Origin of the sequence: Devosia equisanguinis (assembly GCF_900631955.1) — a bacterium.
Lineage (GTDB): Bacteria > Pseudomonadota > Alphaproteobacteria > Rhizobiales > Devosiaceae > Devosia > Devosia equisanguinis.
In genome coordinates this window covers 19,568-45,042 of the sequence record NZ_UZWD01000024.1, presented here as the reverse complement: position 1 = coordinate 45,042, position 25,475 = coordinate 19,568, and the positions used below count along the sequence as shown (strand labels likewise).

The window sequence follows — 25,475 nt, the reverse complement described above, 5'->3', positions numbered from 1 at the left end:
CCCTCCAAATCCGGGCACCGCCCCTTTCCATCGCTCCGGCCAAGGCCTATGTCCTTGCCAGTCCTATCGCGCGGCCCGGCCGCGCCCTGCCCTTCGTGGAGATTGCCTCACCATGGCCAAAGCCCCCATCGCCAAGCGCCTTGCCCATTCCCATAGCCATCACGGCGCCACCCGCGTCGATGACTATGCCTGGCTGCGCGCCGACAATTGGCAGGAGGTGATGCAGAAGCCCGAGACGCTGGATGCCGAGATCCGCGCCTATCTCGAGGCGGAGAACGATTATTACGAGGCCGAATTCGGCCAGCCGACCGCCGATCTGCAGGACGCGATCTACAAGGAGATTCGCGGCCGCATCAAGGAAGACGACAGCGGCGTACCCTCTCCGGACGGTCCCTTCGCCTATAATTCGCGCATGCTCGAGGGCAAGCAATATCCCCAGATCGTGCGCACCGCCCGCGATGGCGGCGCCGAGACCGTGCTGCTCGATTGCAATATCGAAGCGGGCGATGGCTATTTCGGCTTTGCCGGCGCCAGCCACGATCCCGGCCACGCTCTGCTCGCCTGGGCCGCCGACCGCGCCGGCTCGGAATATTACGACATCGTGCTGCGCGATCTCGCCAGCCTCACCGATACCGGCGAGGTGATCCGGGAGACCGCCGGCTCCTATGTCTGGAGCAATGACTCCAATTCCATCTACTACACCGAATATGACGACAACCACCGCCCCTATCGCGTGCGCCGCCACGATCTGGGCACCGACCAGGCCGCCGACCCGATCATCTATGAGGAGAGCGATCCCGGTTTCTTCGTCGGCGTCGGCAAGACGCTGTCGGACAAGTTCATCGTCATCGACGCCCACGATCACCAGACCTCGGAAATCTATCTCATCGACGCGGAACAGGGCGGTGAGCCGCGCCTCGTCGCCCCCCGCGTCACCGATCGCGAATACGAGGTCGATGAGCGCGACGGCGTCCTCTATATCCGCACCAATGCGGACGGCGCCGAGGACTACAAGATCGTGACCGTCCCCGCCGACGCGCCGGCTGCCGAAAACTGGGTCGACATCGTGCCGCATCGCGAAGGCGTGCTGGTGCTCGACGTCGCCTTGCTCAAAAACCATCTGCTGCGGCTGGAGCGCGAGGACGGCTTGCCGCGCATCGTCGCCCGCGACCTGCGCACCGGCAAGGAAGAGGTCGTGCGCTTCGCCGAGGAGGCCTATTCGCTGGGCATGTCCACCGGCTATGAATTCGACACCTCGGTGTTCCGCCTGTCCTATTCCTCGCCCACCACGCCCAGCCAGGTCTTCGATTTCGATCTCGAAACCGGCCAGCGCACCCTGCTGAAAACCCAGGAAGTGCCCTCGGGCCACAACCCCGCCGATTACGAAACCCGCCGGCTCTTCGCCACCGCGCCCGATGGCGAGCAGGTGCCGGTCACCTTGCTCTGTCGCAAGGGCACGCAGTTGGACGGCTCCAACCCCGCCTTGCTCTACGGCTATGGCGCCTATGGCATGTCGATGCCGGCGGCCTTCTCGGTTTCGGTGCTGTCGCTGGTCGATCGCGGCTTTGTCTACGCCACCGCCCATATCCGCGGCGGCATGGAAAAGGGCTATCGCTGGTACAAGCACGGTCGCCGCGAGCATAAGACCAACACCTTTACCGATTTCATCGCCGCCGCCGAAATGCTGATCGAGCAGGGCTATACGTCAAAGGGCAAAATCGTCGCCCAGGGCGGCTCGGCCGGTGGCATGCTGATGGGCGCCATCGCCAATCTCAGGCCGGACCTCTGGGGCGGCGTCATCGCACAGGTGCCCTTTGTCGACGTGCTCAACACCATGCTCGACGACACCCTGCCGCTGACTCCGCCGGAATGGCCAGAATGGGGCAATCCCATCACTTCCCCCGCCGACTATGAGCGTATCGCCGCCTATGCCCCTTACGAGGCGGTGTCTGCCCAGGCCTATCCGCCGATTTTCGCCCTGGCCGGGCTGACCGATCCGCGCGTCACCTATTGGGAACCTGCCAAATGGGTGGCAAAACTTCGGGCAACCAAGACCGGGGATGCACCATTATACCTCAAGACCAATATGGGTGCCGGCCATGGCGGCGCGTCCGGTCGCTTCGACCGTCTCAAGGAAACCGCCCAGTGCTACGCCTTTGCAATAAAGTCAGTCGGATTGGACGGTTAGTTCACCCACCGACATTGTTGCGACACGCGCATGCGCCTATAACCACAGCCCTATAGCCGGTTCTTCCAGCGTCATACCATTCTCGAACGGAGGCTAACATGACCACCAAGTTCACCCTTCCCCCGCTGCCCTACGCTTACGATGCGCTGGGCCCCTATATGTCGGCGGAAACGCTCGAATTCCACCACGACAAGCACCACCAGGCTTACGTCACCAATGGCGAAAAGCTGCTGGAAGGGTCGGGTCTGGAAATTCTCGAGCTCGAAGACATCGTCAAGGAGAGCTTTGGCAAGAATGCCGGCCTCTTCAACAATGCCGGCCAGCACTATAACCACGTCCATTTCTGGAACTGGATGAAGCCCAATGGCGGCGGCAAGTCCCTGCCGGGCAAGCTCGCAGCCAAGATCGATGAAGACCTGGGCGGCTTCGACAAGTTCCGCGGCGATTTCATCCAGGCCGGCACCACCCAGTTCGGTTCGGGCTGGGCCTGGCTGTCGCTCAACCACAAGACCGGCAAGCTGGAAGTGACCAAGACCGCCAATGGCGAGTCCCCGCTGGTCCATGGCGGCAAGCCGCTGCTCGGCGTCGACGTGTGGGAACACTCCTACTACATCGACTACCGCAACGCCCGCCCGAAATATCTCGAAGCCTGGTTCGACAATCTCGTGAACTGGGAACACGTCGGAAAGCTGTTCGAGGAAGCCACCGCCTGATCCAGGCGCCGCTTCACCCATCCAACGGCGGGAGCAATCCCGCCGTTTTTTTGTGCGCCTGCGATGGCGATACCCGCAGGCCGTTACCCAACCTCCGGCCGTCACCCTCGGGCGAAGACCCGAGGGCTCTGCACTTCGCGATATCCCCGCAAACAAGACCCCTCGGCTCAAGGCCGAGGGTGACGCTCGGTGGCTAACCGCCTCAGCCGGCCCCACCCTTACTCCACCGTCCCACCTGGGGTAGGGGCTGCATCGCTTCGTACACAAAGTCTAGCCAAAAACACCGGCCGGCCTCCCTCCCCCTTGAGGGGAGGGAATGAGGGTGGGGGTGCTGAACCATCAGAAAATCCGTTTGGAAATGGGGGTTTGCGGCGCCCGCAGCACCCCCACCCCGGCCCTCCCCTCAAGGGGGAGGGAGAGCAGGAACCGCGGTTACCGTGCCTCCCGATGAGCCCAAAGTAAACACTGCCCTCAAGGGGGGGGCGCTGGAGCCGCATCAACCAGAACGTGAACCGCCGCTAAATCATCACCGCCCGCATCTCACCCACGACAGCCCCACGCACATTCTTGGTCGGCAGCCGCGCGAACTGTTCAAGCACCTCGCGCTGTGCCGCATCCGGGTCGGCGAATTTCAGCAGCAGGGCTGCGACCATGGCCTGGCTGGCGGCCATATTGCCGTCGTCGCATTTGAGCGCGTACCCCCAGCCCTTGCCGCGAATGGCGCCGCATTGCACGCCTTCGGCGCCCCCCTTCTGCATCACACTGCCCTTGAAGGCCGCCATGACCAGCGTGTCGAGGTGACCGGTGCCGGCGACGAGATGGGGGTGGCTCGTGGCCGCATCGAACAGCGCCTTTGCGCCCGCGGCATGGCCGGCATCCAGCCCCTTGCCGGTGGCCATGCGGGCAAAACCCTGCGCGAAACTGCGGATCGGGGCGGCCCAGGTGGGAATGGAACAGCCATCGGTGCCGCAGCGATCTTCGGTCAGCGCCTCACCAATCACCGCCTCCACCGCCGCCCGCACGGCGCGCTGCACCTCATGCTCGCGGGTCACATAACCCTCGGTTGCTACGCCCATGGCCAGCGCCACGCTCAGCATGCCCGAATGCTTGCCGGAGCAATTATTGTGCAGCGGGCTTGGGTCCTGCCCCGCCGCGCGCAGCGCGTCGCGCGCCTTGCCATTGGTGGGCATATGCGCGCCGCATTCGAGATCATTGGCCGAAAGTCCCATGCGCTCGAGGAAATGCGCGACATTGCTGACATGGCTGTCTTCGCCATGATGGGAGGCACAGGCCAGCGCCAGCTCTTCAGACGTGTGATGGAATTTCTCGATCGCGTGGCGGTCGAAGATGGCCAGCGCCTGCATCGACTTGATGGCCGAGCGCGGAAAGATCGGATGGTCGATATCGCCGGCCGAGGCGATGATGGTGCCATCGGCATCGGTCACCACGAAGGCGCCGCGATGGCGGTTCTCCACCCAGTTGCCACGCACGACTTCGACGAGAACGGGATTGGCATCCATATCAAAAACTCCGGCCCAGACGCTGCCACGAACAGCGCTGGACCGGAAAAGTCAACATGCATGGGTTGGAGGTGGGGTGATGCGCGGCGGCGTCAGCCCTTGATCGGGGTCAGGAAACGGGAATTGACCCAGCCCTGAACCGAGCCACGATCGACGAGGCACCAGTCGGTGCTGTTCTCGACCTCGATGCAGCGTTCGACCCAGACACGGGTGCCGGGATTGAGCGCACCGACCTTCTGCGAGTAGCTGGCCGGCCATTTGCGCACATTGAGCTGATCCCACTGAGCCACATTGCTCACCCGCGCCAGCGTCTCGACCGAATATCCGGCGGCCAGCGCCGGCTGCACGGCGAAAGCGGCCGCGGCCGTGACCACGAGGCCGCAGAGTGCAGCGACCAGAACCTTTTCCTGAGCCTTGTTCATTTGACTGTCCCCCTGGACGATTGTCATCGTTGGAGAGACCCTAACCGCCCCGATTTGAACTCACCCTGAGAGGCGCGTTCAGAATCCGTTCATATCGCGGTCAGGGTCCGGGTGAAGCGCTCAATTCATGTGGCGCTGGTAGACATAGAGGACGATGCCGTTATTGCCGCCGAAGCGCAGCGACACGACGTCGTTCTGGTCGTAGCCCTTGGCCTTGAGCGCGGCCATCAGCGTGGCATTACGGGCGATCGGGGTGCGCAGGCGATCGACATTGCCATTGACGAACAGCGCGCCATAGTCGCCGCGGCCGGTCAGATGCAGCTCCTCGCAGATGGGGATCAGCCACACGTCATTGCCGCGAATTGCTTCGATATCTGAGGCCTTTACGCGGCGCATATGGCCCATTTCGTCGGCGCAATTGCCCGAATTGGACGAGGCGACCGGCTTGGTCTGCTGGTTCTGCTGGCCAGCGACCCAGACGGCGGCGCTGGACATTGTGGTGGTGGCTGCCGTGGCAAGACCGGCGACGAGCATGAGCGTGGTGAGCTTGAGCATTTGAAGTCTCCTGTTTCGATCCGGGCGAAGCGCCCCGTCGATGTCCCTCCATCGACCTTGATCGATGTTTTCCCACACTTGGTTTGAACCGCCCCTGAGAGCGCCATTCATCTGCCGTTTACCCATGCAAGCGGTTGGCATTGCTAGGGTTTTGCGATACTCTCCACGCCTGAGGAACGCGAAATTTGCTTGAAATCTGAGGAGGTTGGCATGACGAAAATTCTCGTGACGGGCGGCAGCGGCAAGCTGGGACGCGCCGTCTTGCGCGACCTGGTCGAGCATGGTTTTGACGTGCTCAACCTCGACCAGCAGGCCCTGCCCGAGTCCATCTGCCCCAGCGTCCGCGTCGATCTCAGCAATTTTGGCGAAGTCGCCGCCGCCATTCTCGGCGGCATCGACGAAAAGCGCGGCCCCTTCGACGCCGTGGTGCATCTGGCGGCTATTCCGGCGCCTGGTCTGGCCGCCAATGCGCGCACGATCAGCAACAATGTCGCGGCCAGCTACAACATCTTCGAAGCCTGCCGCCTGGCCGGCATCAAGAATGTCGTCTTCGCTTCGAGCGAAACCGTGCTCGGCCTGCCCTTCGACACGCCACCGCCCTATGTACCTGTAGACGAAGAATATTTTCCGCGACCGGAAAGCGCGTATTCACTCGGCAAGCTGCTCGACGAGACCATGGCAGCCCAGTTCTGCCGCTGGGATCCGGACCTGCGCATCGTCGGCCTGCGCTTTTCCAACGTCATGTACCCGGAGGACTACGCCACCTTCCCCGGTTTCGACAGCGACCCCAACAAGCGCAAGTGGAATCTCTGGGGCTACATTGACGCCCGCGACGGCGCCCAGGCCGTGCGACGCGCCATTCTTGCCGATTTCAAGGGCTTTGAAGCCTTCATCATCGCCAATGCCGACACGGTCATGAGCCGCTCGAACATTTCGCTCCTGGCAGAGGTCTTTCCCGAGGTCGAGCAACGTGGCAATATCGCCACCAACTCCACCCTGCTCTCCATCGACAAGGCCAAGCGCATGCTGGGCTTTTCGCCGCAATATAGCTGGCGCAACGCGATGGCCTGATCGGTCTACGACCAAAGTGGCGTGGCGGAACGTCCTATTGCCCGCCGCGCCGCAAACGGGCCTCCTGACATGCTGAGGAGTCCGAGATGACCAGCCTGATCCCGCAAGACCACCCGCACCGCCGCGCTGTCATGGAAGAGGTCCATGCCCGCCCGGTGCAGATCGTGCCCGACGCGTGCCGCGTGCGCCGCCTGGTATTGGTCATGCCCGGCGAGCCCGGTGCCATGCAAAACGCCTTTGATCGCTTTGCTACCTTCCGCCGAGCGGCCGGGATGGAGCTGCCGCAATCGGCCAGCCGCCAATATAGTTTTGCGACGCCAAAACGCGACGTGACCTGGGAATTCCATACAGAATTCATCACCATAACCTGGCGCTCGGCGATCGAGGATGGCGAAAACTGGCCCGACGATATCGGGCTTGAAGCCATTGGCGATGGCACGCTGATCGGCGCCATGCGCATCGACGTGATCACCGACACTTCCATCCCCGAACGTCTCCTGCCCGGCTTCAACCTCGCCAGCCTGTGTCTGTCGGATATCGAGGGCGGCAAAGCGCAAGTCATCACCGATTTCGTGCCCGACGCCGCCCGCTTCACCCGTATGGAGTTCGCCGCCGGCGGCCTCACCACTCTCCGTCGTTCGATCCTGTTGCGGCGGCTGCTGGAGGTCGAAACCTATCGCAGCATGGCCCTGCTCGGCCTGCCGCTGGCCCGTTCCGCCTCGGCGGACCTGCGCGGCATGGAGACCGAGCTTTCGCGCGTTATCGATGGGCTTTCAGAGGCAACCAGCCCGGCCAGCGCCCAGACCGTGCTCGACGCGCTGCATGGCCTTTCGGTGCGCTCTGGACAATTGTCAGAGCGGCTCGGATATCGCTTTGCGGCAGGTCGCGCCTATGGCGAGGTGTTGCGCACCCGCCTGATGGGCCTTCGCGAACAAGGCACCAGCCGCGGCTCGACACTGACACACTATATCGGCAACCGCGTCGATCCGGGCCTTGCCACCTGCGCCGCTATCGAACAACGGCTCAGCGTGTTATCGGGCAAGATCGAGCGCGCCATTGGCCTGCTCAATGTGCGGATCGGGGTCGATATGCAGGTGCAGAACGCCGCTTTGCTCGACAATATCGCCCGCACTGCCCGCAGCCAGTTCCTGCTGCAGCGCACGGTGGAGGGTCTCTCCACCATTGCAATCAGTTATTATCTGCTGGGGATCATCAGCTATCTTCTGGCCGGGCCGCTGACGCAGCTGCACTGGGACAAGACCATGGCGCTCTCGCTCGCCGCGCCCTTCGTGGTCCTTGCCGTCTGGCTTATGGCCCGCGCGGTGCGCCGCGCCCACGAGCCACACTGAACCCTATTTCATCCAGAATACCGGCAGCAGATCGACTGAGATCGGTTCGTTCTTCTCATTGGTCGCCATGATGTCGGCCATATGAGCCCACCATCTTTGCATGATCGCGGTTTTCGGCAGATCGGCCATCGTGTGGTCCACCCGCCGCCACAGCACGCCGAAAAGCGTGTTGGTCTCTTCGTCGAGATGGATGGAATAATCCTTCACCCCGGCCTCATGCAGCAGGTCGACCAGTTCGGGGAAAATCTCGTCGTGGCGCTTTTTGTACTCGGTCGCCATGCCGGGATTGAGCCGCATCTTGAAGGCGTGCTTTTCATAGCCGTCGTCGACGATCATGCGCGTTTCTCCGTCCACATCCGCCACAGGATAGGCAGCGCGATCACCACGACTAGCAGTGTGCCGGTGAAGATCGACATGACGATACCAGGCACGTTGAGCAGGCCCAGCCCAAAGGTGACGAGCCCGATGATCAAAGCTGCCAGCACCACGCCGATGATGGAGCCGGCGCCGCCAAGGATCGACACACCGCCCAGCACGACCATGGTGATGACATCGAGCTCGAAGCCCTGGGCGATGGAGGGGCGGGTCGAGCCGAGCCGCGCCGTCAGCAGCACGGCCGCTATGCCGCTCATCAGGCCAGTAAGGCAGAACAGCACGAATTTTATGCGCTCGACTCGCACGCCAGAAAACTGCGCGGCTGTCGCATTATTGCCGATAGCGAAAACCCGGCGGCCGAAATTGGTGTGGTGCAGCAGCACGTAGAAAATCACGGCTGCGACGAGGAACAGCACCAGCTCGAAGGAGATCACCCACCAGACGTAGCCCTGCCCGAACCATGAGAAGTCCTTGGGGTAGCCTTTGAAACTCTGGTCGCCAAGGATGATGTAGGCAATGCCGCGGAAGAGGCTCATCGTGCCGATGGTGACGACGATGGAGGGCAGTTTGAGACCGGTGACGAGAAAGCCATTGAAGGCGCCGCACAAAATACCGACACCGACGCCAACAGCCACCAGCGTTGGCGTGTCCGCCCCATATTGCAGCGCCAGCCCCATCAGCGTCGATGCCAGCGCGATGATGGAGGCGACCGAAAGGTCGATCTCGCCGGTGATGATCACCAATGCCATTGCCAAGGCGATCAACGCCTTTTCGGTGAAGTTGAAGGTGAGGTCGGACAGGCTCCAGGCATTGAGGAAATAGGGTGAGGCAAAGCTGTTGGTGATGAAAATGCCCAGCGCCACCAGCACCAGCAGGCTTTCCCAGCTCATCACCGCCGATTTCAGCGGATTGTCGAGCCGATCCGGCAGGCGCCGGCCAAAGGATGTGTCGGTCATGCGGCCGCCTCGGCTTTCTTGAGGATGATGCGCCCCTTGCGGGTTTCGCCGCGCGCATTGAGCACAACAGCGATCAGAATGGCGGCGCCCGAAATGGCCATTTGCCAGAATGGAGAAACGCCGATCACCGGCAGCGCATTGTTGACCACACCGAGGAACAGCGCGCCGAGCAGCGCGCCTGCCACCGTGCCGATGCCGCCGGCGATGGAGACGCCGCCAATGACGCAGGCGGCGATGATAGTGAGCTCATAGCCGCTGGCAACTTCCACCGAAGCGATCACGTAGCGCGAAATCCAGAGATAGCCGCAAAGGCCCGAGACGGCGCCGGAAATGACGAAGGCCAGGAACTTGGTCCGACCGACATTGATGCCGGTATAGACCGAAGCCGTCGGATTGACGCCGATGGCGTAAAAGCTCCGGCCGAGCGGCGTGCGCGTCATCAGCACGAAGAACAGGATGGCCACGATCACCGCGAACCAGCTCAGGATCGGCAGACCCAGCAACGCGCCACGCTGCAGAGCGATGAAATCGGGGCTCATCTGCGCTGCATTCACCCAGGCGCCGCCGGAAATGACAAAGACTAGCCCGCGGAAAATGGTCAGCGTGCCAAGGGTTACGACGATCGGAGGAATATCGAGCTTCCAGACCAGCATGCCGTTAAATGCACCGAGGGCTGCGCCGACGACCACGCATCCGGCGATCAGTAGCGGGATAGGAATGAAAGGGAACGCTGCATTGGCCATGGCCACGATCATGCCCGTCAGGGCCAGGTTCGACGCCATGGAGAGATCGATGGAGCGCGTCAGGATCACCACCATCTGCCCCAGCGCCAGCATCATCAGAATAGAGGTGTCATTGACGATGGTCAGGAGGTTGCCCGGCTGGGCAAAGCGCGGAAAGCGGAATGTGACCAGGACGATGACGGCGAGGATCGCCAAAGCCAGCCAGAGTTCTCTGGTCTTGAACAGCCGTGTCATGCTGCAACCTCATCGACAATGCCGGCCGCCAGCCGCACCAGCGTTTCGGGCTGCAGGTTCTGGTTGTCCAGAATATCCACCACCACGCCTTCCCGCATGACGACGATGCGGTCACTCATGCCCAGCACCTCGGGCAATTCCGAAGAGACCATGATGACCGAGAGGCCCTGCGCCACCAGTTCGCCCATGAATTCGTGCACAGCGGCCTTGGAGCCGATATCGATGCCCTTGGTCGGCTCGTCGAGGATGATCACTTTCGGCAAGGTCGCCAGCCATTTGGCGATCACGACCTTCTGCTGGTTGCCTCCCGATAGCGTGGAGACATTTTGGCTGAGCGATGATGCGCGCAGGTCGAGCCGCTCGGTATAGGTACGCGCCAGCTTGAATTCCTCAGCCATGCGCAGAAAGCCGGAGCGGCTAGTCTTGTTCAGGCTGGGAAGCGAGACATTCTTGAAGATCGGCTCGCCGGTGATGACGCCCTGCTTGCCGCGCTCCTCGGGCACATAGACGATGCCGGCCTCCACGGCATCGGCCGGCGAGCGCGGCGCGATGGCCTTGCCGTCGAGCACCATGCTGCCACCGGAGGGACGGGTCATGCCGAACACAGCCTGCATCACCTCGGAGCGCCCGGCACCAACCAGCCCATAGAAGCCGAGGATTTCGCCCTTGCGAACGGAGAACGACACATCGTCGAATTCAGTGGGGTGGCTGAGGCCGCTGACCTCGAGCACAGCCTCCCCGATACTGGCCTGTCTTGCCGGGAAAATCTGATCGACTGCACGCCCGACCATGAGCTTGACGATCTCGTTCTGAGGCGTGTCTTTGATGAACCCCTTGCCCACCATTTCGCCGTCGCGGAACACGCTATAGCGGTCGGCGATCCGATAGATTTCGTCGAATTTATGCGAGATGAAGAGTATGGCCTTGCCGTCTTGCTTCAGCAGGTCGACCAGCACGTAGAGCTCTTCGATTTCCTTTTGCGACAGCGCTGCGGTGGGTTCATCCATGATGACCACCTGCGCATCGACAGACAGGGCACGCGCCACGGCGACCAGGTGTTTCTTGGCGATGCCCAACTCCTTGAGCGACATATGCGCATCGATGCCGGATGCCATGGAATCGAGCGTCAATTGCGCCTCGCGATACATGATCTTCCAGTCGATCAACCCAAGTCGGGTACGCGGCGCGTGGCCAAGATAGATGTTCTCTGCGACGCTGAGCTCGTCGAACAATACAGTTTCCTGGTGGATGGCAGTGATGCCCGCGTCGGAAGCCGAATGCGCCGTCGGCAATGATACGACCTGCCCTCCGACCCGGATTTCGCCCGCATCCGGCTGGTAGATGCCGGTCATGGTTTTGACCAGCGTCGATTTCCCAGCCCCATTCTCCCCGATCAGCGCTGTCACCTCTCCGGCATAGAGTTCCAGCGACACCTCGTTTAGCGCCCGCACACCGGGGAAGCTCTTGGATATGCCGGAAAGGGTCAGGATGGGATCGGTCATGAATGTGGGCTCTTTGAAAGCGGCCCACCCACACCGTCATTGCCCGGCTTGACCGGGCAATCCATGCGATGTTGCCACTCAAAAAATGGACCACACGGTCAAGCCGGGTGGTGACGTCGTGGACGGAGCGGGAGCTTACCCCCGCTCCTGAAGCGCCTCAGTAGATCTTCGAGAACTCTTCGATATTGGACTTGTCGAACTGGAACGGCGCGGCCATGGCAGCCGAGTTGGTGTCGTCCAGCGTCACTTCGCCGACATGGCCGATTGAGAAGGTCGCACCAGGCTTGGCTTCTTCACCGTCGACCAGCGCCTTGGCCAGGTACACGGCCGAATAGCCCAGATCGATCGGGTTCCACAGCGCCACGGCCTGGCTCGCGCCATTGTCGATGAACTGCTTGAACTCGGACGGCAGAGCCAGACCGGTGACGTTGATCTTGCCGATCAGGTTCTGGTCGGTCACCACCTGCGCAGCAGCCACGACACCAACGGTGGTCGGGGCAATAATGGCCTTGAGATCCGGATAGGCAGCGATGAGGCCACGAGCCTCTTCGGTGGACTTCACCGAGTCATCGTCGCCATAAACAGTGGCAACGAGGTTGATGTTCGGGAATTTCTCCGGGATTGCAGCCTTGGCGGCTGCGATCCAGGCGTTCTGGTTGGTTGCGGTCGAGGCGGCAGAGAGAATAGCGACATCGCCACCGTCCGGCAGATAGTCGGCGGCCAGCTTGATGATGGTCTCGCCGATCAGGTTCACATCGGACGGGTTGAGGTGAAGCTGGCGGCCTTCCTGGGCGACGCCGGAATCCCACGAAATCACCTTGATGCCGCGCTCCATGGCACGCTGCAGGGCGGGGACAAGCGCGTCGGGATCGTTAGCGGAGATCGCGATAGCATCGACCTGCTGGGCGATCAGCGCGTTAACGACTTCGATTTGCGCTTCGGCGGTAGCGGCGGTCGGGCCGGTATAGATGACTTCAACGTCACCCAATTCGGTAGCCGCTTCCTGGGCGCCCTTGGCCGCGGCGTCGAAGAAGCCGTTGCCGAGCGACTTCACGACCAGCGCAATGCGGGTTTGGGCGAGCGCCGGCGTTGCCATGAGCACAGCAGCAGTCGCCGTTGCGGCGAGCAGTTTCCAAAGTTTCATGAGTTCCTCCCTGAACAGTGGTTGATTTAGGCTTGGTCGTCAGGCCACCGTGGCTTGCGTGTGGGCCTGGGCAGTCGCCTCCGCCACGATGAGCCGCACACCTGCCGTTTCCAGCATCTGACGGTCCTCGTCGCGGATGCCGCTATCGGTAATGACGGCGGCAATTCGGTCGAGCCCGCAAAGGATGAGGCTCGAGCGTCCCGAAAATTTCGATGAATCTGCCAGGACGATCAGCTCGTCCGCCTGCCCGATCAGCCCCAGTTCGGACTGCACCAGCATGGGATCGGCCTCCATCAGGCCGTGGGCACCAATGCCCTGGCAGCCGATGAACATGCGCTTGGCATAAAAGTGGCTCGCCACCACACCGCCGAAGGGCGAGAGGATGACGTTTTGCTCGCGGTAGATCGTGCCACCGGGGATGACGACCGAGTTTCGCGAATTATGGATGAGAAATTCGGCAATGGCGAAGCTATTGGTAAAAACGCTCAAGCGCTTGCCGGCCAGATGGTGCACCATCTGATAGGTCGTCGTGCCACCATTGATGATGATGGGTTCGCCGTCATTGCACATCTCGGCAGCGACACGCGCGATTGCGCGCTTCTGCGCGATATTGAGCGTTTCGTTGACCGAAGCGGGTCGCCCCATAAGCCCGCCCTGCGCAGGTGGATTGATCGCCTCCGCGCCGCCCCGCACCCGCCGCAACTTGCCCTGAACATGCAGCGCCGCAATGTCGCGGCGTATGGTTGCCTCCGAAGATCCCGTCATGTCGCACAGCTCGGGCACCGTCACGACGGGGCGGCCCTGAACGGCAGACAGTATGACGCGATGACGCTCGGTTTCGTGCAAGATGCTTCTCCCTAAACCATTTGCTTCCATCATTGCCAAGCAGTGTCAATCATCAAAATGCCTGTTATCGTCAATTTCACGCATAAATGACGAAATATGATCGTTTCTGATTGACAGCGCGACGAAGGATATGGCCATGTCGCGACCGCTACCGTCTGCCTTTTCTATTGGGAGGAACCCGATGTCCACCGCGCCCAAGCGCCTTGAAAACAAGTGGGACGACGCCAAGGCCGCGTCGATGAGCGAGCCCGAGCGTCTGGTCTACCGCTCCAACCTGCTCGGTTCGGACAAGCGTGTCACCAATTATGGCGGTGGTAATACCTCGTCCAAGATCATGCAAAAGGACCCGCTGACCGGCGAGACGGTCGAGGTTTTGTGGGTCAAGGGCTCGGGCGGCGACAATGCCTCGATCAAGCTCGATGGGTTTGCGACCCTCTACATGGACAAGCTGCGCGCACTGAAGGGGCTTTATCGCGGCGTCGAATTCGAAGACGAGATGGTGGGCTACCTCCCCCACGCCACCTTCAATCTCAATCCCCGCGCATCCTCCATCGACACGCCCCTGCATGCCTATGTGAATCGTCCCTATGTCGATCACATGCACCCGGACGCGATCATCGCTATTGCCGCTTCGAAGAATTCCAAAGAACTGACACAGCAGATTTTCGGCGACACCATCGGCTGGCTTCCCTGGAAGAAGCCGGGTTTCGAGCTTGGCCTGTGGCTGGAAAAGTTCTGTCTCGAGAATCCGAATGCCGAAGGCGTGATCCTCGAATCCCACGGTCTCTTTACCTGGGGCAATACGCCCAAGGCATGCTACGAAACTACGATCCGCATCATCAATCAGGCGATCGAATGGTTCGAGCAGCAGACTGAGGGCAAGACCATCTTTGGTGGTGCCGCGACCCAGTCTCTCGATGCCGACGCCCGTCGCGCGATAGCCGCCAAGCTAATGCCGAAGATTCGCGGCTTCATTTCCGAAGACAGCCACAAGCTTGGCCACTTCGATGACTCGGCTGCCGTGCTCGAATTCGTCAATTCCAAGAACCTGCGGCCCCTGGCGGCTCTCGGCACCTCCTGCCCCGACCACTTCCTGCGCACCAAGATTCGTCCGCTGGTCGTGGACTTCGATCCCGCCAATCCGGATGTCGATGCCGTCATCGCCGGTCTAGATAGCCAAATCGCCGACTATCGCGCCGACTACGCCGCCTATTACGAGCGCTGCAAGCACGAAAATTCGCCGGCCATCCGCGATCCCAACGCCGTGGTCTACCTGATCCCCGGTGTCGGCATGATCACCTTTGCCAAGGACAAGGCGACAGCCCGTATTTCCGGCGAATTCTATGTCAACGCCATCAATGTGATGCGCGGCGCCTCGACCGTTTCGGAATATCAGGGCCTGCCCGAGCAGGAAGCCTTCGACATCGAGTACTGGCTGCTTGAAGAAGCCAAGTTACAGCGCATGCCCAAGCCGAAATCGCTCGCTGGCAAGATTGCCCTGGTTACCGGCGGCGCCGGCGGCATTGGCAAGGCGACCGCTGCCCGTCTCCTCCGCGAAGGCGCCTGCGTCGTCCTCGCCGATATCGACCAGACCGCGCTCGACAGTGCCACCGCCGAACTCTCCGGCGTCTTCGGCGCCGACTTCGTTCGTCCGGTCAATATCAATGTCACCAGGGAAGACCAGGTCCTTTCCGGCTTCGCCCATGCCATAGTCGAATTCGGCGGCCTCGATATTCTCGTGTCCAATGCCGGCCTCGCCTCCTCCGCACCCATCGAGGAGACCTCGCTGGAGCTGTGGAACAAGAATATGGACATTCTTTCCACGGGCTATTTCCTCGTCAGCCGCGAGGCCTTCCGCCTGTTCCGCCAGCAGAAGATCGGCGGCAATGTCGTCTTCGTGGCCAGTAAGAACGGCCTCGCCGCATCTCCCAATGCCGCCGCCTATTGCACCGCTAAGGCCGCCGAGATCCATCTCGCCCGCTGCCTCGCGCTTGAAGGCGCCGAAGCGCAGATCCGCGTCAACGTCGTCAATCCCGACGCCGTGCTGCGCGGCTCCAAGATCTGGGCCGGCGAATGGCTCGAACAGCGCGCCTCGACCTACAAGACCGACAAGGATGGCCTTGAGGAAATGTACCGCCAGCGTTCAATGCTGAAGCGGAGCGTTTTCCCCGAAGACATCGCCGAAGCGATCTATTTCTTCGCCAGCGAGGCATCGGCCAAATCCACCGGCAATATCCTCAATGTCGACGCCGGCAACCAGCAGTCGTTCCCAAGGTAAATAACAGAACGGAAGAGCCCCTCATCCGGCGCTTCGCGCCACCTTCTCCCCAAGAGGGAGAAGAATAGTCCGGTGTCCGCCTCTTATTCCTCTCCCACTAGGGGAGAGGGTGGATCGGCCGGAGGCCGAGACGGGTGAAGGGGACGTCCCAGGAGGAACAAAAATGACCGAACACATCATCGATCCATCCATCATCGAAGCCGAGAATGCGTCTCGTGCGGCCGATCTCAATGTCGACTATGATACGCTGGGCGAACGCCTCGACAGGCGCGGCATCGCCATTGACGCCATCAAATCCAAGGTCGCCGCCTTCTCCGTCGCCGTACCCTCCTGGGGCGTCGGCACCGGCGGCACGCGCTTTGCCCGCTTTCCCGGCAAAGGCGAGCCGCGCGATATCTTTGACAAGATCGAAGACTGCGCCGTTATCGCCCAGTTGACGCAGGCGACGCGAACCGTGTCGCTGCATATTCCGTGGGACAAGGCCGATCCGAACCGGCTGAAGCAGGCGGCGAGCCGGTTCAATCTTGGCTTCGACGCCATGAATTCCAACACCTTTGCCGACGCCAAGGGCCAGTTGCAGAGCTACAAGTTCGGCTCGCTTTCGGCAGCTGACGCCGCCACCCGCAACCAGGCCATCGAGCACAATCTCGAATGTATCGAAATAGGCAAGACCATCGGCTCCAAGGCGCTGACTGTCTGGATCGGTGATGGCTCCAACTTCCCCGGCCAGGTCAACTTCACCAGTCAGTTCGAGCATTATCTCGACTCGATGAAGTCCATCTATGCCGCCCTGCCCGAGGACTGGCGGATATTCACCGAACACAAGATGTATGAGCCGGCCTTCTATTCGACGGTCGTACAGGACTGGGGCACCAATTACCTCATCTCCAAGGAGCTGGGTGACAAAGCCTTCTGCCTTGTCGATCTCGGCCACCATGCGCCCAACGTCAATATCGAGATGATCGTTGCCCGTCTGGCCCAGTTCGGCAAGCTCGGCGGCTTCCACTTCAACGACAGCAAATATGGCGACGACGATCTCGACGCCGGCTCCATCGACCCGTTCCGCCTGTTCCTCGTCTTCAACGAACTGGTGGATGCCGAAAGCCGCGATGCTGATTTCGCGCCCGCCCACATGCTCGACCAGTCGCACAATGTCACCGACCCCATCGAGTCGCTGATGCTCTCCGCCGCCGATGTGCAGCGCGCCTATGCCCAGGCTCTGCTGGTGGACCGCCAGGCGCTCAAGGCCGCGCAGGAGGCAAACGATGCCCTAGCGGCCACCCAGGAACTGCGTCGCGCCTTCCGCACCGATGTCGAACCGATCCTGTCCATGGCACGCCTGGAACAAGGCGGTGCGATTGATCCGCTCGCAACCTATCGCGCCGCCGGCTATCGCGCCAAAGTCGCCGAAATCCGCCCTGAAATCGAAGCCGGTTCAAGCGGCATCGTCTGAGCTGAAATTTAGCAGCCCCCCACCCGACCTCCTCCTCAAACAGGAAAAGGAGCGCATCGGGCCTGGCCCAGCTCGGGCAGCAGACACCGGCAGACCCCTCCCCCTATTCAGGGGGAGGTGGGGTGGGGGTACTCTTGAGCTTTCCCGGGCTTGTCGTAAAACAGCATCATGTCCAAGACCACGCCCGCCACGCTCGCCCTTGCCAAAGCCGGTGTTCAGTTCACGCTGGCCCACTATGACTATGACCCCAATGCCGAGCGCGTCGGATTGCAGGCTGCGGAGGCGATGGGCGTATCGCCGTCTGAAGTGTTCAAGACGCTGATGGCTGAGCTCGACGGTAAGCCGGTCTGCGCCATCGTGCCTTCGGACGAAGAAGTGAACATGAAAAAGCTCGCGGCGGCGCTTGGCGGCAAATCGGCGCATATGATGAAGCCGGCCGATGCGGAGCGGCTCACCGGATATAAGGTGGGGGGCATCAGTCCGCTGGGCCAACGGAAGCTGGTACCGACGGCGCTGGACGAACTCGCCGAGCTCTATGACGAAATATTCCTCAATGGCGGCCAGCGGGGCCTGCAGATCCGCATCCGCCCGTCAGACTTGATCAAAGCGCTCGGCTGTGTCACCGCCGACATTGTGCGCTGACCCCCTGTTCAGGGATTTTACGCTGAATCCGGCAAGTCTAGCGTGGGGCATCTTCTGGGAGAGATGCTCAAATGAATATCTGCAAACTCGGCGCGGTAGCTATGGCTGGCGCAATGCTGGCGGGGTGCAGCGTCACCGGCGGTGACCTGGTGCGACCAGGCGAGCCGACCGCGACGCTTGTTATCAACAATGCCACCAGCGGCTATCTCGACGCCGTGGTGATCTCGGCTTGCGACAACTTCACTTACGGCTTCAACAGGCTCGGCCAGAATGAGGCCATTCCGCCTGGGGGCCAACGCCAGTTCACGCTTTCAGCGGGATGCTGGGATGTCGGCGGCGGCAAATATGCCGGCGGCGAGGCCTATGAGCGGATGGTGCTGACGCCGGGCATGGTGATGACCTATTCAATCACCAACTGACGGCCCGGGCCTGGCGCCGGGCAGCCAGGGTCCAGAAACGACAAAAGGCGCCCTGTTGGACGCCTTCGTCGGACATTTCAGATAGTCGCGTCGCTTAGGCGACGTAGGTGCCGCGAGCGATGTTCTTGATGTCGCCCTTGGTGATGCCCAGATCGTTCAGCTGACGAGCGTCGAGATTGTTCAGCTCGCGCAGGGTGCGCTGGTAACGGGCGTAGTCGGCAAGCTTCTTTGCAATGTTCATTTCGGTTCCCCTTCGTTTGATGACCCCTATGTAGACCCAACCCGTCGTGATTAGTAGATAGCCTTGCTGCACATCCGTTATGCACTGAGTGCATCCAAAACAGGCATATGGTTCACAAGCCGTTCACACAGATGGCGAGAGAGTGGCACGTTGGGCACGACACCCATCGCTCTAACGATATGTTAGTGCTCGATATTTTTCGGCAGAACCGCATTGTCGGTCGATATTTAAAATTTTGACCAACCGGTAAAGAGCCATGCATGCGACGCGGGATGGCTGAGCGGCTACGCCGCCCAAATCCGATGTTTGCATGGAAAAACGGCATGTCAAATGAGAATGGGCCGGGCGCTGCGGACAGCACCCGGCCCATTCTTTGTCATCGCAGGACCTATTTGGCGGCTTCGACAGCCTCACGACCACGTTCGCGCGCGATGCGCCGGTCTTCGCGCATCTCGAACCACATGGCGTTGAGGATGCCGAACGTGCAGGCCAGGCCCAGGCCCAGGATCCACGAGAAATACCACATGTCTTTTCTCCTAGTAGGCGTTGGGGTTTTTGCCGAGCGTCTGCGGGGTGACCGTGCCGCGCATCACGCGGAACACCCAGGCGGTATAGCCGATGATGATGGGCAGGAAGATCACCGTCACCACCAGCATGATGAACAGCGTCATATGGCTCGACGAGGCATCCCACAGGGTCAGGCCCGAATTGGGCACGGTCGACGAGGGCAGGAAGAAGGGGAAGATCGACAGGCCCGCTGTCGAGACGATTCCGAAGATACCGCCGCTAGTGGCCAGATAGGCCAGCCACTTCATCCGCAGGTTGAGGGCCAGAACGGCGACCAGCATGCCAGCCAGGCCAAGCACCGGCGCGGCGATCATCCAGGGATAGGTGCCGTAGTTGCGGAGCCATCCACCCTGCACCAGTTCAACGGTCTTGCTCAGCGGGTTGATCGGGGCATTTGGGTCGATGACACTGGTGACGACATAGCCGTTCATGAAGGCAAGCCAGACGCCACCCAGAGCGAAGAGTGCCGCAGTGACGAGGCCCGACCAGATGCCGATCGTGCGGGCACGTTCGGCGATGACGCCCTCGGTGCGGCCCACGATGAGCGTCGCACCATGGGTGACGATCATACCGACGCTGACAAGACCGGCGAGCAGCGCAAAGGGCATCAGCAGCTGGAAGAAGTTTCCGGTGTAGAAGATGCGCATGGTGTCGTCGATGTGGAAGGGGGCCCCGAGCAGCACATTGCCAACGGCGACGCCCATGATCAGAGCAGGCACGAAGCCGCCGATGAACAGGCCCCAGTCCCAGGTGTTGCGCCAGCGCGGATCTTCGATCTTGCCGCGGAACTTGAAGCCGACAGGCCGCAGGATCAGCGCCAGAAGGATGACCATCATGGCCAGGTAGAAGCCCGAGAAGCTCACCGCATAGAGCGGCGGGAAGGCGGCGAAAATGGCGCCGCCGCCCAGGATCAGCCACACCTGGTTACCTTCCCAGGTGGGCCCGATGAGGTTGAGCAGAACCCGGCGTTCCTCGTCGGTCTTGGCGGCGAAGGGCAGCAATGCCCCCACGCCCATGTCGCGGCCGCCCATGATGGCGAAGCCGATGAGCAGCACGCCGAGCAGCAGCCACCAGATCAGCCGCAGCGTTTCATAATCGAGGGGAATGGTGCTCACGATCCGAGCTCCTTGGTTGCTGGGGTGGCGGGAAGTGCGGCAATCACGAAGTCGTCCTGGTCGTCACCCGCGGTTTCGCCATCGAAAAGCTTGTCCTTGGGGCCGGCCTTGATCACCTTGATCATCAGAATGACCATGATGACGAGCAAGACGGTGTAGAGCAGAACGAAGAAGCTCAGCGACAATACGAGATCGAGCACGGTAAGACCCGACGCCGCGTAGAAGGTGGGCAGAACTCCTTCAACCACCCAGGGCTGACGGCCGAATTCGGCAATGAACCAGCCGCTTTCAATGGCCAGCCAAGGCAGCGGCAGGGTGATGAAGCTGAACCACAGAAGCTTCTTGTTGGTGTCAATCCAACCGCGCGAGGCGCGATAGAACCAGACCGCGAAGAAGGCGATGTAGAAGAAGCCCAGCCCCATCATCAGGCGGAAGGTCCAGAACAGCGGCCAGACGCCCGGCACGGTGTCATTGGCGGCCATGACGATCTCTTCGTCGGTCGCGTTCTCGACATCGGTGCGATACTTCTTGAGCAGCAGGCCATAACCCAGGTCAGGCCAGTATTCTTCGAAAGTGGCGCGAGCCTCTTGGTTTGTGCCGTCGGCGCGGATCTGCTGCAGCGCCGTATAGGCGACGATACCCGAGCGGATGCGATCTTCGGCCCGGCCCACCAGCTCTTCGATACCCGGAAGCGGCTTGTCGAGCGAACGGGTGGTGATGAGCCCGCCAACCCACGGAACCGAGATGTGGAAACCGAGCTTGCCGTCCTGGCCGGGTAGACCGATCAGGGTCCAGGGAGCAGGAGCCGGTTCGGTTTCGTACATGGCCTCGAGCGCGGCGATCTTCATCATCTGGTGCTCGGTCGCGACATAGCCACTCTCGTCACCCAGAACCACGACCGAAAGCGCCGAGGCGAGGCCAAAGCTGGCCGCCACCACGGCCGAGCGCTTGGCGAGCTCGACATGCTTGCCCTGGGCCAGGAAGAGCGCCGAAATGGCCAACACGAAGACGGCGCCTGTGAGATAGCCGGCGCTGACCGTGTGCACGAACTTGGCCTGGGCGACCGGATTGAAGATCACCGCGATGAAATCGGTGATTTCCATGCGCATCGTGTCGGGGTTGAACTTGGCGCCGACCGGATTTTGCATCCAGCCATTGGCCACCAGGATCCAAAGCGCCGAGAGATTGGCACCGAGGGCCATGAGCCAGGTCACGATCAGATGGCCGACCTTGCTAAGGCGATCCCAGCCGAAGAAGAAGAGCCCGATGAAGGTGGCTTCCAGGAAAAACGCCATCAGGCCTTCGATGGCCAGGGGCGCGCCGAAAATGTCGCCGACATAGTGGCTGTAATAGCTCCAGTTCATGCCGAACTGGAATTCCATCACGATACCGGTGGCCACACCCATGGCGAAGTTGATGCCGAAAAGCGTGCCCCAGAACAGGGTGGCCTTCCGCCAGATCTGGCGGCCGGTCATCACATAGACGCTTTCCATGATGGCCATCATGAAGGACAGCCCCAGCGTCAGCGGGACGAAGATAAAGTGGTACATCGCAGTAGCAGCAAACTGCCACCGCGATAAATCGACAACGAGCATATCGATCATGGCATATGGGCCTCGGTGTTGCAGCGGCCAGACTCGGGCCACCAATGTTGGTTGTTTAGCCCGCGCCACACATCACGGCCTTGATTCAGATCAAGACGGCTTCCGGGATCGGCCGCTAGATTGCATCCTACGCCCAACCAAAGGACACGCTCTTGAATCCCGACGAAAAGGCCGCCGGTCGCGCTTTGGGCCGCTTGCAGCGCCAAGGTGGCGGCGCCATCTGGATCGCAATCCTCGCGCCGCTGGCCAGCGGCGGCTTGCTCGTCTGGCAGGCCTGGTTGCTGGCCGACATTCTGGGCCGTGCCATAGAAGCAGGGGAGCCGCCGGCGGTATTGCTACCATCGGTCGGACTGGTTCTGGGGCTGTTGGCATTGCGCGCTGCGATCGGCGCCCTCGGCGAACAGGCCGGTGTCATCGGCGCCGAACAGATCAAACGACAACTGCGCAAAGCGCTGTTCGGCAAGCTGTTATCGCGGTCCCCACGTGCTGCCGATACCGCTCCTTCCGGCATCGCCTCAGCCGCGATCGTCGACCAGGTGGAAGCACTGGACGCCTACTTCGCTCGCTATCTTCCAGCCGCGCTGCAGGCCGCCCTGCTGCCGCTTGTGTTCGGCGCGATCATTTTGCCGCTGGACTGGGTGGCAGGGGCTCTGTTCCTCGTGAGCGCACCGCTGATCCCGGTCTTCATGGCGCTGGTCGGCTGGGGGGCGCAAATCGCCACAGATCGCCAGACCCAGGCGTTGAGCCGGCTGTCTGGACGGTTCGCCGATCGGCTGAAGGGGCTGTTGACGCTGAAACTTGCCGGCCGGGCTGACGCAGAGACCCAGAGTATCGTGGAGGTGAGCGACGCGCTGCGGCAGCGTACGCTGGGCGTGTTGCGCATCGCGTTCCTGTCGTCTGCGGTGCTGGAATTCTTTGCCGCACTGGGTGTGGCCGGGATTGCGCTTTATGTCGGTCTGACCTTCATCGACTATCTGCATTTGCGTACCAGTCCGTTGACGCTGCAGCTGGGTATCTTCCTGTTGCTGATGGCCCCCGAGGTCTATAATCCGCTGCGCCTGCTTGCCGCCCACTACCACGATCGCGCTGCCGCCAAGGCGGCACTGGCAGAAATCGAGCGGCAGCTGGGGGCCCTGCCTGAGGCCGAAACACTGCTCAGCGATATTGCGCCGGTTTCGGGAAGCGCCATCGGCGTTGCGCTGTCCGGGGTGATCCTGCGGACGCCGGATCGCCAGCGCGCGGTCATTGTCGACTGCACACTCTCGATCGCACCCGCCGAGCACGTCGCTCTCATCGGCCCCAGCGGCTCGGGGAAGTCCACACTGCTTGAAGCCATCATCGGCCTGCGCGAGCATGAGGGGGACGTTAGGCTGGAGGGCCGGTTGCTCGCGGCATGGTCCGAGCCGGCACTGCGCGGCCGCACCTTCCTGCTGGCGCAAAAGCCGCGTCTGGTGCATGCCACGATCGCCGACAATATTGCGCTGGGACGTCCCGGCGCCACCCGCGCACAGATCGAACGCGCCGCCGAGCGCGCCAGGGTGAGTGGCTTTGCCGCCGCCCTGCCCTTGGGGCTTGACACGCCGATCGGCGAGGACGGGACCGGCCTCTCCGGCGGCCAAGCGCAGCGCGTCGCCTTGGCGCGTGTTTTCCTGCGCGATGCCGGGCTGATCCTGCTGGATGAGCCCACGGCCCATCTCGATGCCGAACTCGAGGCCGAGATCATGGGCGAGATCATCGACTATGCCAGGGGCCGCACGCTCATTGTCGGCACGCATTCGCCCGCGGTCGCCGCGATGATGCACAAATCCTGGCGCATCGCCGAGGGCCGATTGCTCACTGCCGCCTTGGCCAAGAGAAAGAAGGATGTGGCATGAAAGCCCTGCTCGCCTTTGCACCGCTGTTTCGGCGCCGCACACCGTCGCTCTTGCTGGCCTTGCTGCTGTCGCTCATCACATTGCTGTCCGGCGTGGCGCTTCTGGGCACCTCAGGCTGGTTCATCACCGCATCGGCGCTGACCACGGCGGGGCTCGCCTTCAATCTCTTCGTGCCATCGGCAATGGTTCGTGGCTTTTCGTTCATCCGCATCCTGGCGCGCTATGGCGAACGGCTGGTTGGGCATAACGCGACGCTAAAACTGCTGTCGGATCTGCGCGGCTGGTTGTTTGCGGCCCTGTTCCCGCGCCTGCCGCTGCCGGATCGCTCGCTGCGGCATGGCGATCTTGTGAGCCGCCTGACAGCCGATGTCGATGCGCTCGACACCGCGTTTCTCGTGGCGATCGGGCCGTTGCTCGGGGCGATGTTCATCGGCGCCGGCATGACCGTGCTCATGGCTTTCGTGTTGCCGGCCGCCGCGCTGCCCTATGGCCTGGCCATGGCGCTGGCGGTGCTGGCCGTGCCAACGGCCTTGGTCACTGTCGGACGTCGCGCCGGCCAGAAGAGCGTGGCGGCCAATGCCGATATGCGGATGGGTGTGCTCGACGGGCTCAGTGGCCTGGCCGATCTCAACTTACTCGGGGCCCTCGGCACCACGCAGCACCGGTTCGCCGAGACGGTCGACGCGGCCGGTTACTGGCGGTTGCACCTCGCAGGTCTGTCCACACTTGGTGGCATGGCGGTACAATTGCTGGCCGCAGTGGCCCTGGTCGCCACACTCTGGGCCGGCCTCGTCGCCCTGGACGCCGGTCAGATCGAGGGGCCGGTCATGGTCGGCCTGCTCCTTGCTGTGCTCGGCAGTTTTGAGGCGACGGCGGTGATCGTGCGCAGCGTCGGCAAGGCAAGCGGCGCAATGGCCGCTGCGGAGCGTCTGCAGGCACTGACCGATATTGCGCCATCGGTAATGGAAACCGCGGCGCCGCGCGACCTGCCCCAAGATGGCACCATCGCTTTTGAGGGCATAGGCTTCAGCTATGATGGCGGCGCCCCGGTGCTCGCAGACGCCTCCTTCGTCGTTTTCCCCGGTGAAAGGATCGCGATCGTGGGACCCAGCGGGGGCGGCAAGTCGACCATCCTCAAGCTGCTGCTGCGTCTGTTCGATCCTCAGGCTGGCCAGATCAGCATAGGCGGCGTGGCACTCACCGAACTGCGCCTCGCCGACATTCACGCCCATATGGCGCTGCTCAGCCAGGACAGCCCGGTGTTCATCGATACGATCCGCAACAATCTGTTGATCGGGCGATGGGACGCCAGCGAAGACGATTTATGGTCAGCGCTGCAAAGAGCGCAGCTTGACACCTATGTCCGCGCCCTGCCCAAGGGCCTCGACACCGTTATCGGCGAAGCCGGGCGCACCCTGTCTGTCGGGCAAGTGCGTCGGCTTTGCCTGGCCAGGGCCCTCGTCTCGAACGCGCCGGTCCTGTTGCTCGACGAACCTACCGATGCGCTCGACCGCCAGACAGAGGAGGCCTTCATGCAGACGCTGGCGACCGGCACCGATGGTCGCACGGTGATCATGGTTACCCACGCCAGTATCCCCGAAGGCACTGTCGACCGCGTGCTCACGCTGCAAAACGGAGAACTGACCGTCGCTTAGGACAGGCGT

23 protein-coding genes are annotated in these 25,475 nt (G+C 61.9%); 10 read left to right on the top strand and 13 right to left on the bottom strand.

The features are described from left to right. Positions 1 to 112: 112 nt before the first annotated feature. Together DEVEQU_RS09455 and DEVEQU_RS09450 are read left to right on the top strand one after the other, a co-directional pair. The gene (locus tag DEVEQU_RS09455; RefSeq protein WP_126150323.1) at positions 113 to 2,188 is read left to right on the top strand and encodes a S9 family peptidase; all 2,076 of its coding nucleotides are present in this window, start codon (positions 113 to 115) and stop codon (positions 2,186 to 2,188) included. Between the two features lie 98 nt (positions 2,189 to 2,286). Then, positions 2,287 to 2,901: a superoxide dismutase gene (locus DEVEQU_RS09450; RefSeq protein ID WP_126150322.1), complete on the top strand. Its 615-nt coding sequence runs from the start codon at positions 2,287 to 2,289 to the stop codon at positions 2,899 to 2,901. 518 nt (positions 2,902 to 3,419) lie between these two features. Here DEVEQU_RS09450 and DEVEQU_RS09445 read toward each other — a convergent pair. From DEVEQU_RS09445 to DEVEQU_RS09435, 3 genes are all read right to left on the bottom strand, one after another. Further along, positions 3,420 to 4,421, bottom strand: coding sequence for an asparaginase (locus DEVEQU_RS09445; RefSeq protein WP_126150321.1), 1,002 nt, complete (start codon positions 4,419 to 4,421; stop codon positions 3,420 to 3,422). A 92-nt stretch (positions 4,422 to 4,513) separates the two neighbouring features. Then, positions 4,514 to 4,843 carry an SH3 domain-containing protein gene (locus DEVEQU_RS09440; protein ID WP_164550333.1) on the bottom strand — a complete coding sequence of 110 codons (330 nt, stop codon included), beginning with the start codon at positions 4,841 to 4,843 and terminating at the stop codon, positions 4,514 to 4,516. A 120-nt stretch (positions 4,844 to 4,963) separates the two neighbouring features. Then, complete coding sequence (locus tag DEVEQU_RS09435; RefSeq protein ID WP_126150319.1) at positions 4,964 to 5,398, bottom strand: hypothetical protein; 435 nt, start codon at positions 5,396 to 5,398, stop codon at positions 4,964 to 4,966. Positions 5,399 to 5,608: 210 nt separating this feature from the next. On the opposite strand from DEVEQU_RS09435, the gene DEVEQU_RS09430 reads away from it, so the two are divergent. Together DEVEQU_RS09430 and DEVEQU_RS09425 are read left to right on the top strand one after the other, a co-directional pair. After that, on the top strand, positions 5,609 to 6,469 hold the full coding sequence (locus DEVEQU_RS09430; protein ID WP_126150318.1) for an NAD-dependent epimerase/dehydratase family protein: 861 nt from the start codon (positions 5,609 to 5,611) through the stop codon (positions 6,467 to 6,469). 86 nt (positions 6,470 to 6,555) lie between these two features. After that, positions 6,556 to 7,818 carry a DUF3422 domain-containing protein gene (locus DEVEQU_RS09425; RefSeq protein ID WP_126150317.1) on the top strand — a complete coding sequence of 421 codons (1,263 nt, stop codon included), beginning with the start codon at positions 6,556 to 6,558 and terminating at the stop codon, positions 7,816 to 7,818. Positions 7,819 to 7,821: 3 nt separating this feature from the next. On the opposite strand, the gene rhaM is transcribed toward DEVEQU_RS09425, so the two are convergent. The 6 genes from rhaM to DEVEQU_RS09395 form a co-directional block, all read right to left on the bottom strand. Next, positions 7,822 to 8,154 (bottom strand): L-rhamnose mutarotase, encoded by a 333-nt coding sequence (gene rhaM, locus DEVEQU_RS09420; protein WP_126150316.1) that lies wholly within the window; start codon positions 8,152 to 8,154, stop codon positions 7,822 to 7,824. Continuing rightward, a complete protein-coding gene (locus DEVEQU_RS09415) occupies positions 8,151 to 9,149 on the bottom strand; it encodes an ABC transporter permease (RefSeq protein WP_126150315.1) in 999 nt (332 codons plus the stop codon). Before DEVEQU_RS09415 ends, rhaM begins: the two co-directional genes overlap by 4 nt. After that, the gene (locus tag DEVEQU_RS09410) at positions 9,146 to 10,126 is read right to left on the bottom strand and encodes an ABC transporter permease (RefSeq protein ID WP_126150314.1); all 981 of its coding nucleotides are present in this window, start codon (positions 10,124 to 10,126) and stop codon (positions 9,146 to 9,148) included. Before DEVEQU_RS09410 ends, DEVEQU_RS09415 begins: the two co-directional genes overlap by 4 nt. Further along, positions 10,123 to 11,628 carry a sugar ABC transporter ATP-binding protein gene (locus DEVEQU_RS09405; RefSeq protein ID WP_126150313.1) on the bottom strand — a complete coding sequence of 502 codons (1,506 nt, stop codon included), beginning with the start codon at positions 11,626 to 11,628 and terminating at the stop codon, positions 10,123 to 10,125. Before DEVEQU_RS09405 ends, DEVEQU_RS09410 begins: the two co-directional genes overlap by 4 nt. Positions 11,629 to 11,785: 157 nt before the next feature. After that, a complete protein-coding gene (rhaS, locus tag DEVEQU_RS09400; protein ID WP_126150312.1) occupies positions 11,786 to 12,772 on the bottom strand; it encodes a rhamnose ABC transporter substrate-binding protein in 987 nt (328 codons plus the stop codon). Between the two features lie 39 nt (positions 12,773 to 12,811). Next, positions 12,812 to 13,618: a DeoR/GlpR family DNA-binding transcription regulator gene (locus DEVEQU_RS09395; protein ID WP_126150311.1), complete on the bottom strand. Its 807-nt coding sequence runs from the start codon at positions 13,616 to 13,618 to the stop codon at positions 12,812 to 12,814. Positions 13,619 to 13,799: 181 nt separating this feature from the next. Here DEVEQU_RS09395 and DEVEQU_RS09390 point away from each other — a divergent pair, with 181 nt between their 5' ends. The 4 genes from DEVEQU_RS09390 to DEVEQU_RS09375 all read left to right on the top strand — a co-directional run bounded on the left by DEVEQU_RS09390 (position 13,800) and on the right by DEVEQU_RS09375 (position 18,410). Beyond that, entirely contained in the window at positions 13,800 to 15,896 is a 2,097-nt protein-coding gene (locus DEVEQU_RS09390; RefSeq protein ID WP_126150310.1) for a bifunctional rhamnulose-1-phosphate aldolase/short-chain dehydrogenase, read from the top strand. 163 nt (positions 15,897 to 16,059) lie between these two features. After that, positions 16,060 to 17,349: an L-rhamnose catabolism isomerase gene (rhaI, locus tag DEVEQU_RS09385; protein ID WP_126150309.1), complete on the top strand. Its 1,290-nt coding sequence runs from the start codon at positions 16,060 to 16,062 to the stop codon at positions 17,347 to 17,349. 168 nt (positions 17,350 to 17,517) lie between these two features. Beyond that, on the top strand, positions 17,518 to 17,991 hold the full coding sequence (ybaK, locus tag DEVEQU_RS09380; protein WP_126150308.1) for a Cys-tRNA(Pro) deacylase: 474 nt from the start codon (positions 17,518 to 17,520) through the stop codon (positions 17,989 to 17,991). Between the two features lie 71 nt (positions 17,992 to 18,062). After that, positions 18,063 to 18,410: a hypothetical protein gene (locus tag DEVEQU_RS09375; RefSeq protein ID WP_126150307.1), complete on the top strand. Its 348-nt coding sequence runs from the start codon at positions 18,063 to 18,065 to the stop codon at positions 18,408 to 18,410. A 94-nt stretch (positions 18,411 to 18,504) separates the two neighbouring features. Here DEVEQU_RS09375 and DEVEQU_RS09370 read toward each other — a convergent pair whose 3' ends face one another. The 4 genes from DEVEQU_RS09370 to DEVEQU_RS09355 form a co-directional block, all read right to left on the bottom strand. Then, positions 18,505 to 18,651: a DUF1127 domain-containing protein gene (locus tag DEVEQU_RS09370; RefSeq protein ID WP_126150306.1), complete on the bottom strand. Its 147-nt coding sequence runs from the start codon at positions 18,649 to 18,651 to the stop codon at positions 18,505 to 18,507. Between the two features lie 388 nt (positions 18,652 to 19,039). After that, positions 19,040 to 19,177, bottom strand: a complete 138-nt coding sequence (cydX, locus tag DEVEQU_RS09365) for a cytochrome bd-I oxidase subunit CydX (protein WP_126150305.1) — start codon at positions 19,175 to 19,177, stop codon at positions 19,040 to 19,042. 10 nt (positions 19,178 to 19,187) lie between these two features. Then, on the bottom strand, positions 19,188 to 20,333 hold the full coding sequence (gene cydB / locus DEVEQU_RS09360) for a cytochrome d ubiquinol oxidase subunit II (RefSeq protein ID WP_126150304.1): 1,146 nt from the start codon (positions 20,331 to 20,333) through the stop codon (positions 19,188 to 19,190). Beyond that, positions 20,330 to 21,934 (bottom strand): cytochrome ubiquinol oxidase subunit I, encoded by a 1,605-nt coding sequence (locus DEVEQU_RS09355; protein ID WP_206437821.1) that lies wholly within the window; start codon positions 21,932 to 21,934, stop codon positions 20,330 to 20,332. Before DEVEQU_RS09355 ends, cydB begins: the two co-directional genes overlap by 4 nt. 155 nt (positions 21,935 to 22,089) lie before the next feature. Here DEVEQU_RS09355 and cydD point away from each other — a divergent pair, with 155 nt between their 5' ends. Then, the gene (gene cydD / locus DEVEQU_RS09350; protein ID WP_206437820.1) at positions 22,090 to 23,811 is read left to right on the top strand and encodes a thiol reductant ABC exporter subunit CydD; all 1,722 of its coding nucleotides are present in this window, start codon (positions 22,090 to 22,092) and stop codon (positions 23,809 to 23,811) included. Next, a complete protein-coding gene (cydC, locus tag DEVEQU_RS09345) occupies positions 23,808 to 25,466 on the top strand; it encodes a thiol reductant ABC exporter subunit CydC (protein ID WP_126150302.1) in 1,659 nt (552 codons plus the stop codon). The genes cydD and cydC overlap by 4 nt, the downstream gene beginning before the upstream one ends. The last annotated feature ends 9 nt before the right edge of the window (positions 25,467 to 25,475 follow it).

Excerpts from the sequence above, each read along its gene's own strand:
- DEVEQU_RS09455 (WP_126150323.1), top strand. The coding sequence starts at position 113 with ATGGCCAAAGCCCCCATCGCCAAGCGCCTTGCCCATTCCCATAGCCAT.
- DEVEQU_RS09450 (WP_126150322.1), top strand. The coding sequence starts at position 2,287 with ATGACCACCAAGTTCACCCTTCCCCCGCTGCCCTACGCTTACGATGCG.
- DEVEQU_RS09445 (WP_126150321.1), bottom strand. The coding sequence starts at position 4,421 with ATGGATGCCAATCCCGTTCTCGTCGAAGTCGTGCGTGGCAACTGGGTG.
- DEVEQU_RS09440 (WP_164550333.1), bottom strand. The coding sequence starts at position 4,843 with ATGAACAAGGCTCAGGAAAAGGTTCTGGTCGCTGCACTCTGCGGCCTC.
- DEVEQU_RS09435 (WP_126150319.1), bottom strand. The coding sequence starts at position 5,398 with ATGCTCAAGCTCACCACGCTCATGCTCGTCGCCGGTCTTGCCACGGCA.
- DEVEQU_RS09430 (WP_126150318.1), top strand. The coding sequence starts at position 5,609 with ATGACGAAAATTCTCGTGACGGGCGGCAGCGGCAAGCTGGGACGCGCC.
- DEVEQU_RS09425 (WP_126150317.1), top strand. The coding sequence starts at position 6,556 with ATGACCAGCCTGATCCCGCAAGACCACCCGCACCGCCGCGCTGTCATG.
- rhaM (WP_126150316.1), bottom strand. The coding sequence starts at position 8,154 with ATGATCGTCGACGACGGCTATGAAAAGCACGCCTTCAAGATGCGGCTC.
- DEVEQU_RS09415 (WP_126150315.1), bottom strand. The coding sequence starts at position 9,149 with ATGACCGACACATCCTTTGGCCGGCGCCTGCCGGATCGGCTCGACAAT.
- DEVEQU_RS09410 (WP_126150314.1), bottom strand. The coding sequence starts at position 10,126 with ATGACACGGCTGTTCAAGACCAGAGAACTCTGGCTGGCTTTGGCGATC.
- DEVEQU_RS09405 (WP_126150313.1), bottom strand. The coding sequence starts at position 11,628 with ATGACCGATCCCATCCTGACCCTTTCCGGCATATCCAAGAGCTTCCCC.
- rhaS (WP_126150312.1), bottom strand. The coding sequence starts at position 12,772 with ATGAAACTTTGGAAACTGCTCGCCGCAACGGCGACTGCTGCTGTGCTC.
- DEVEQU_RS09390 (WP_126150310.1), top strand. The coding sequence starts at position 13,800 with ATGTCCACCGCGCCCAAGCGCCTTGAAAACAAGTGGGACGACGCCAAG.
- rhaI (WP_126150309.1), top strand. The coding sequence starts at position 16,060 with ATGACCGAACACATCATCGATCCATCCATCATCGAAGCCGAGAATGCG.
- ybaK (WP_126150308.1), top strand. The coding sequence starts at position 17,518 with ATGTCCAAGACCACGCCCGCCACGCTCGCCCTTGCCAAAGCCGGTGTT.
- DEVEQU_RS09375 (WP_126150307.1), top strand. The coding sequence starts at position 18,063 with ATGAATATCTGCAAACTCGGCGCGGTAGCTATGGCTGGCGCAATGCTG.
- DEVEQU_RS09370 (WP_126150306.1), bottom strand. The coding sequence starts at position 18,651 with ATGAACATTGCAAAGAAGCTTGCCGACTACGCCCGTTACCAGCGCACC.
- cydX (WP_126150305.1), bottom strand. The coding sequence starts at position 19,177 with ATGTGGTATTTCTCGTGGATCCTGGGCCTGGGCCTGGCCTGCACGTTC.
- cydC (WP_126150302.1), top strand. The coding sequence starts at position 23,808 with ATGAAAGCCCTGCTCGCCTTTGCACCGCTGTTTCGGCGCCGCACACCG.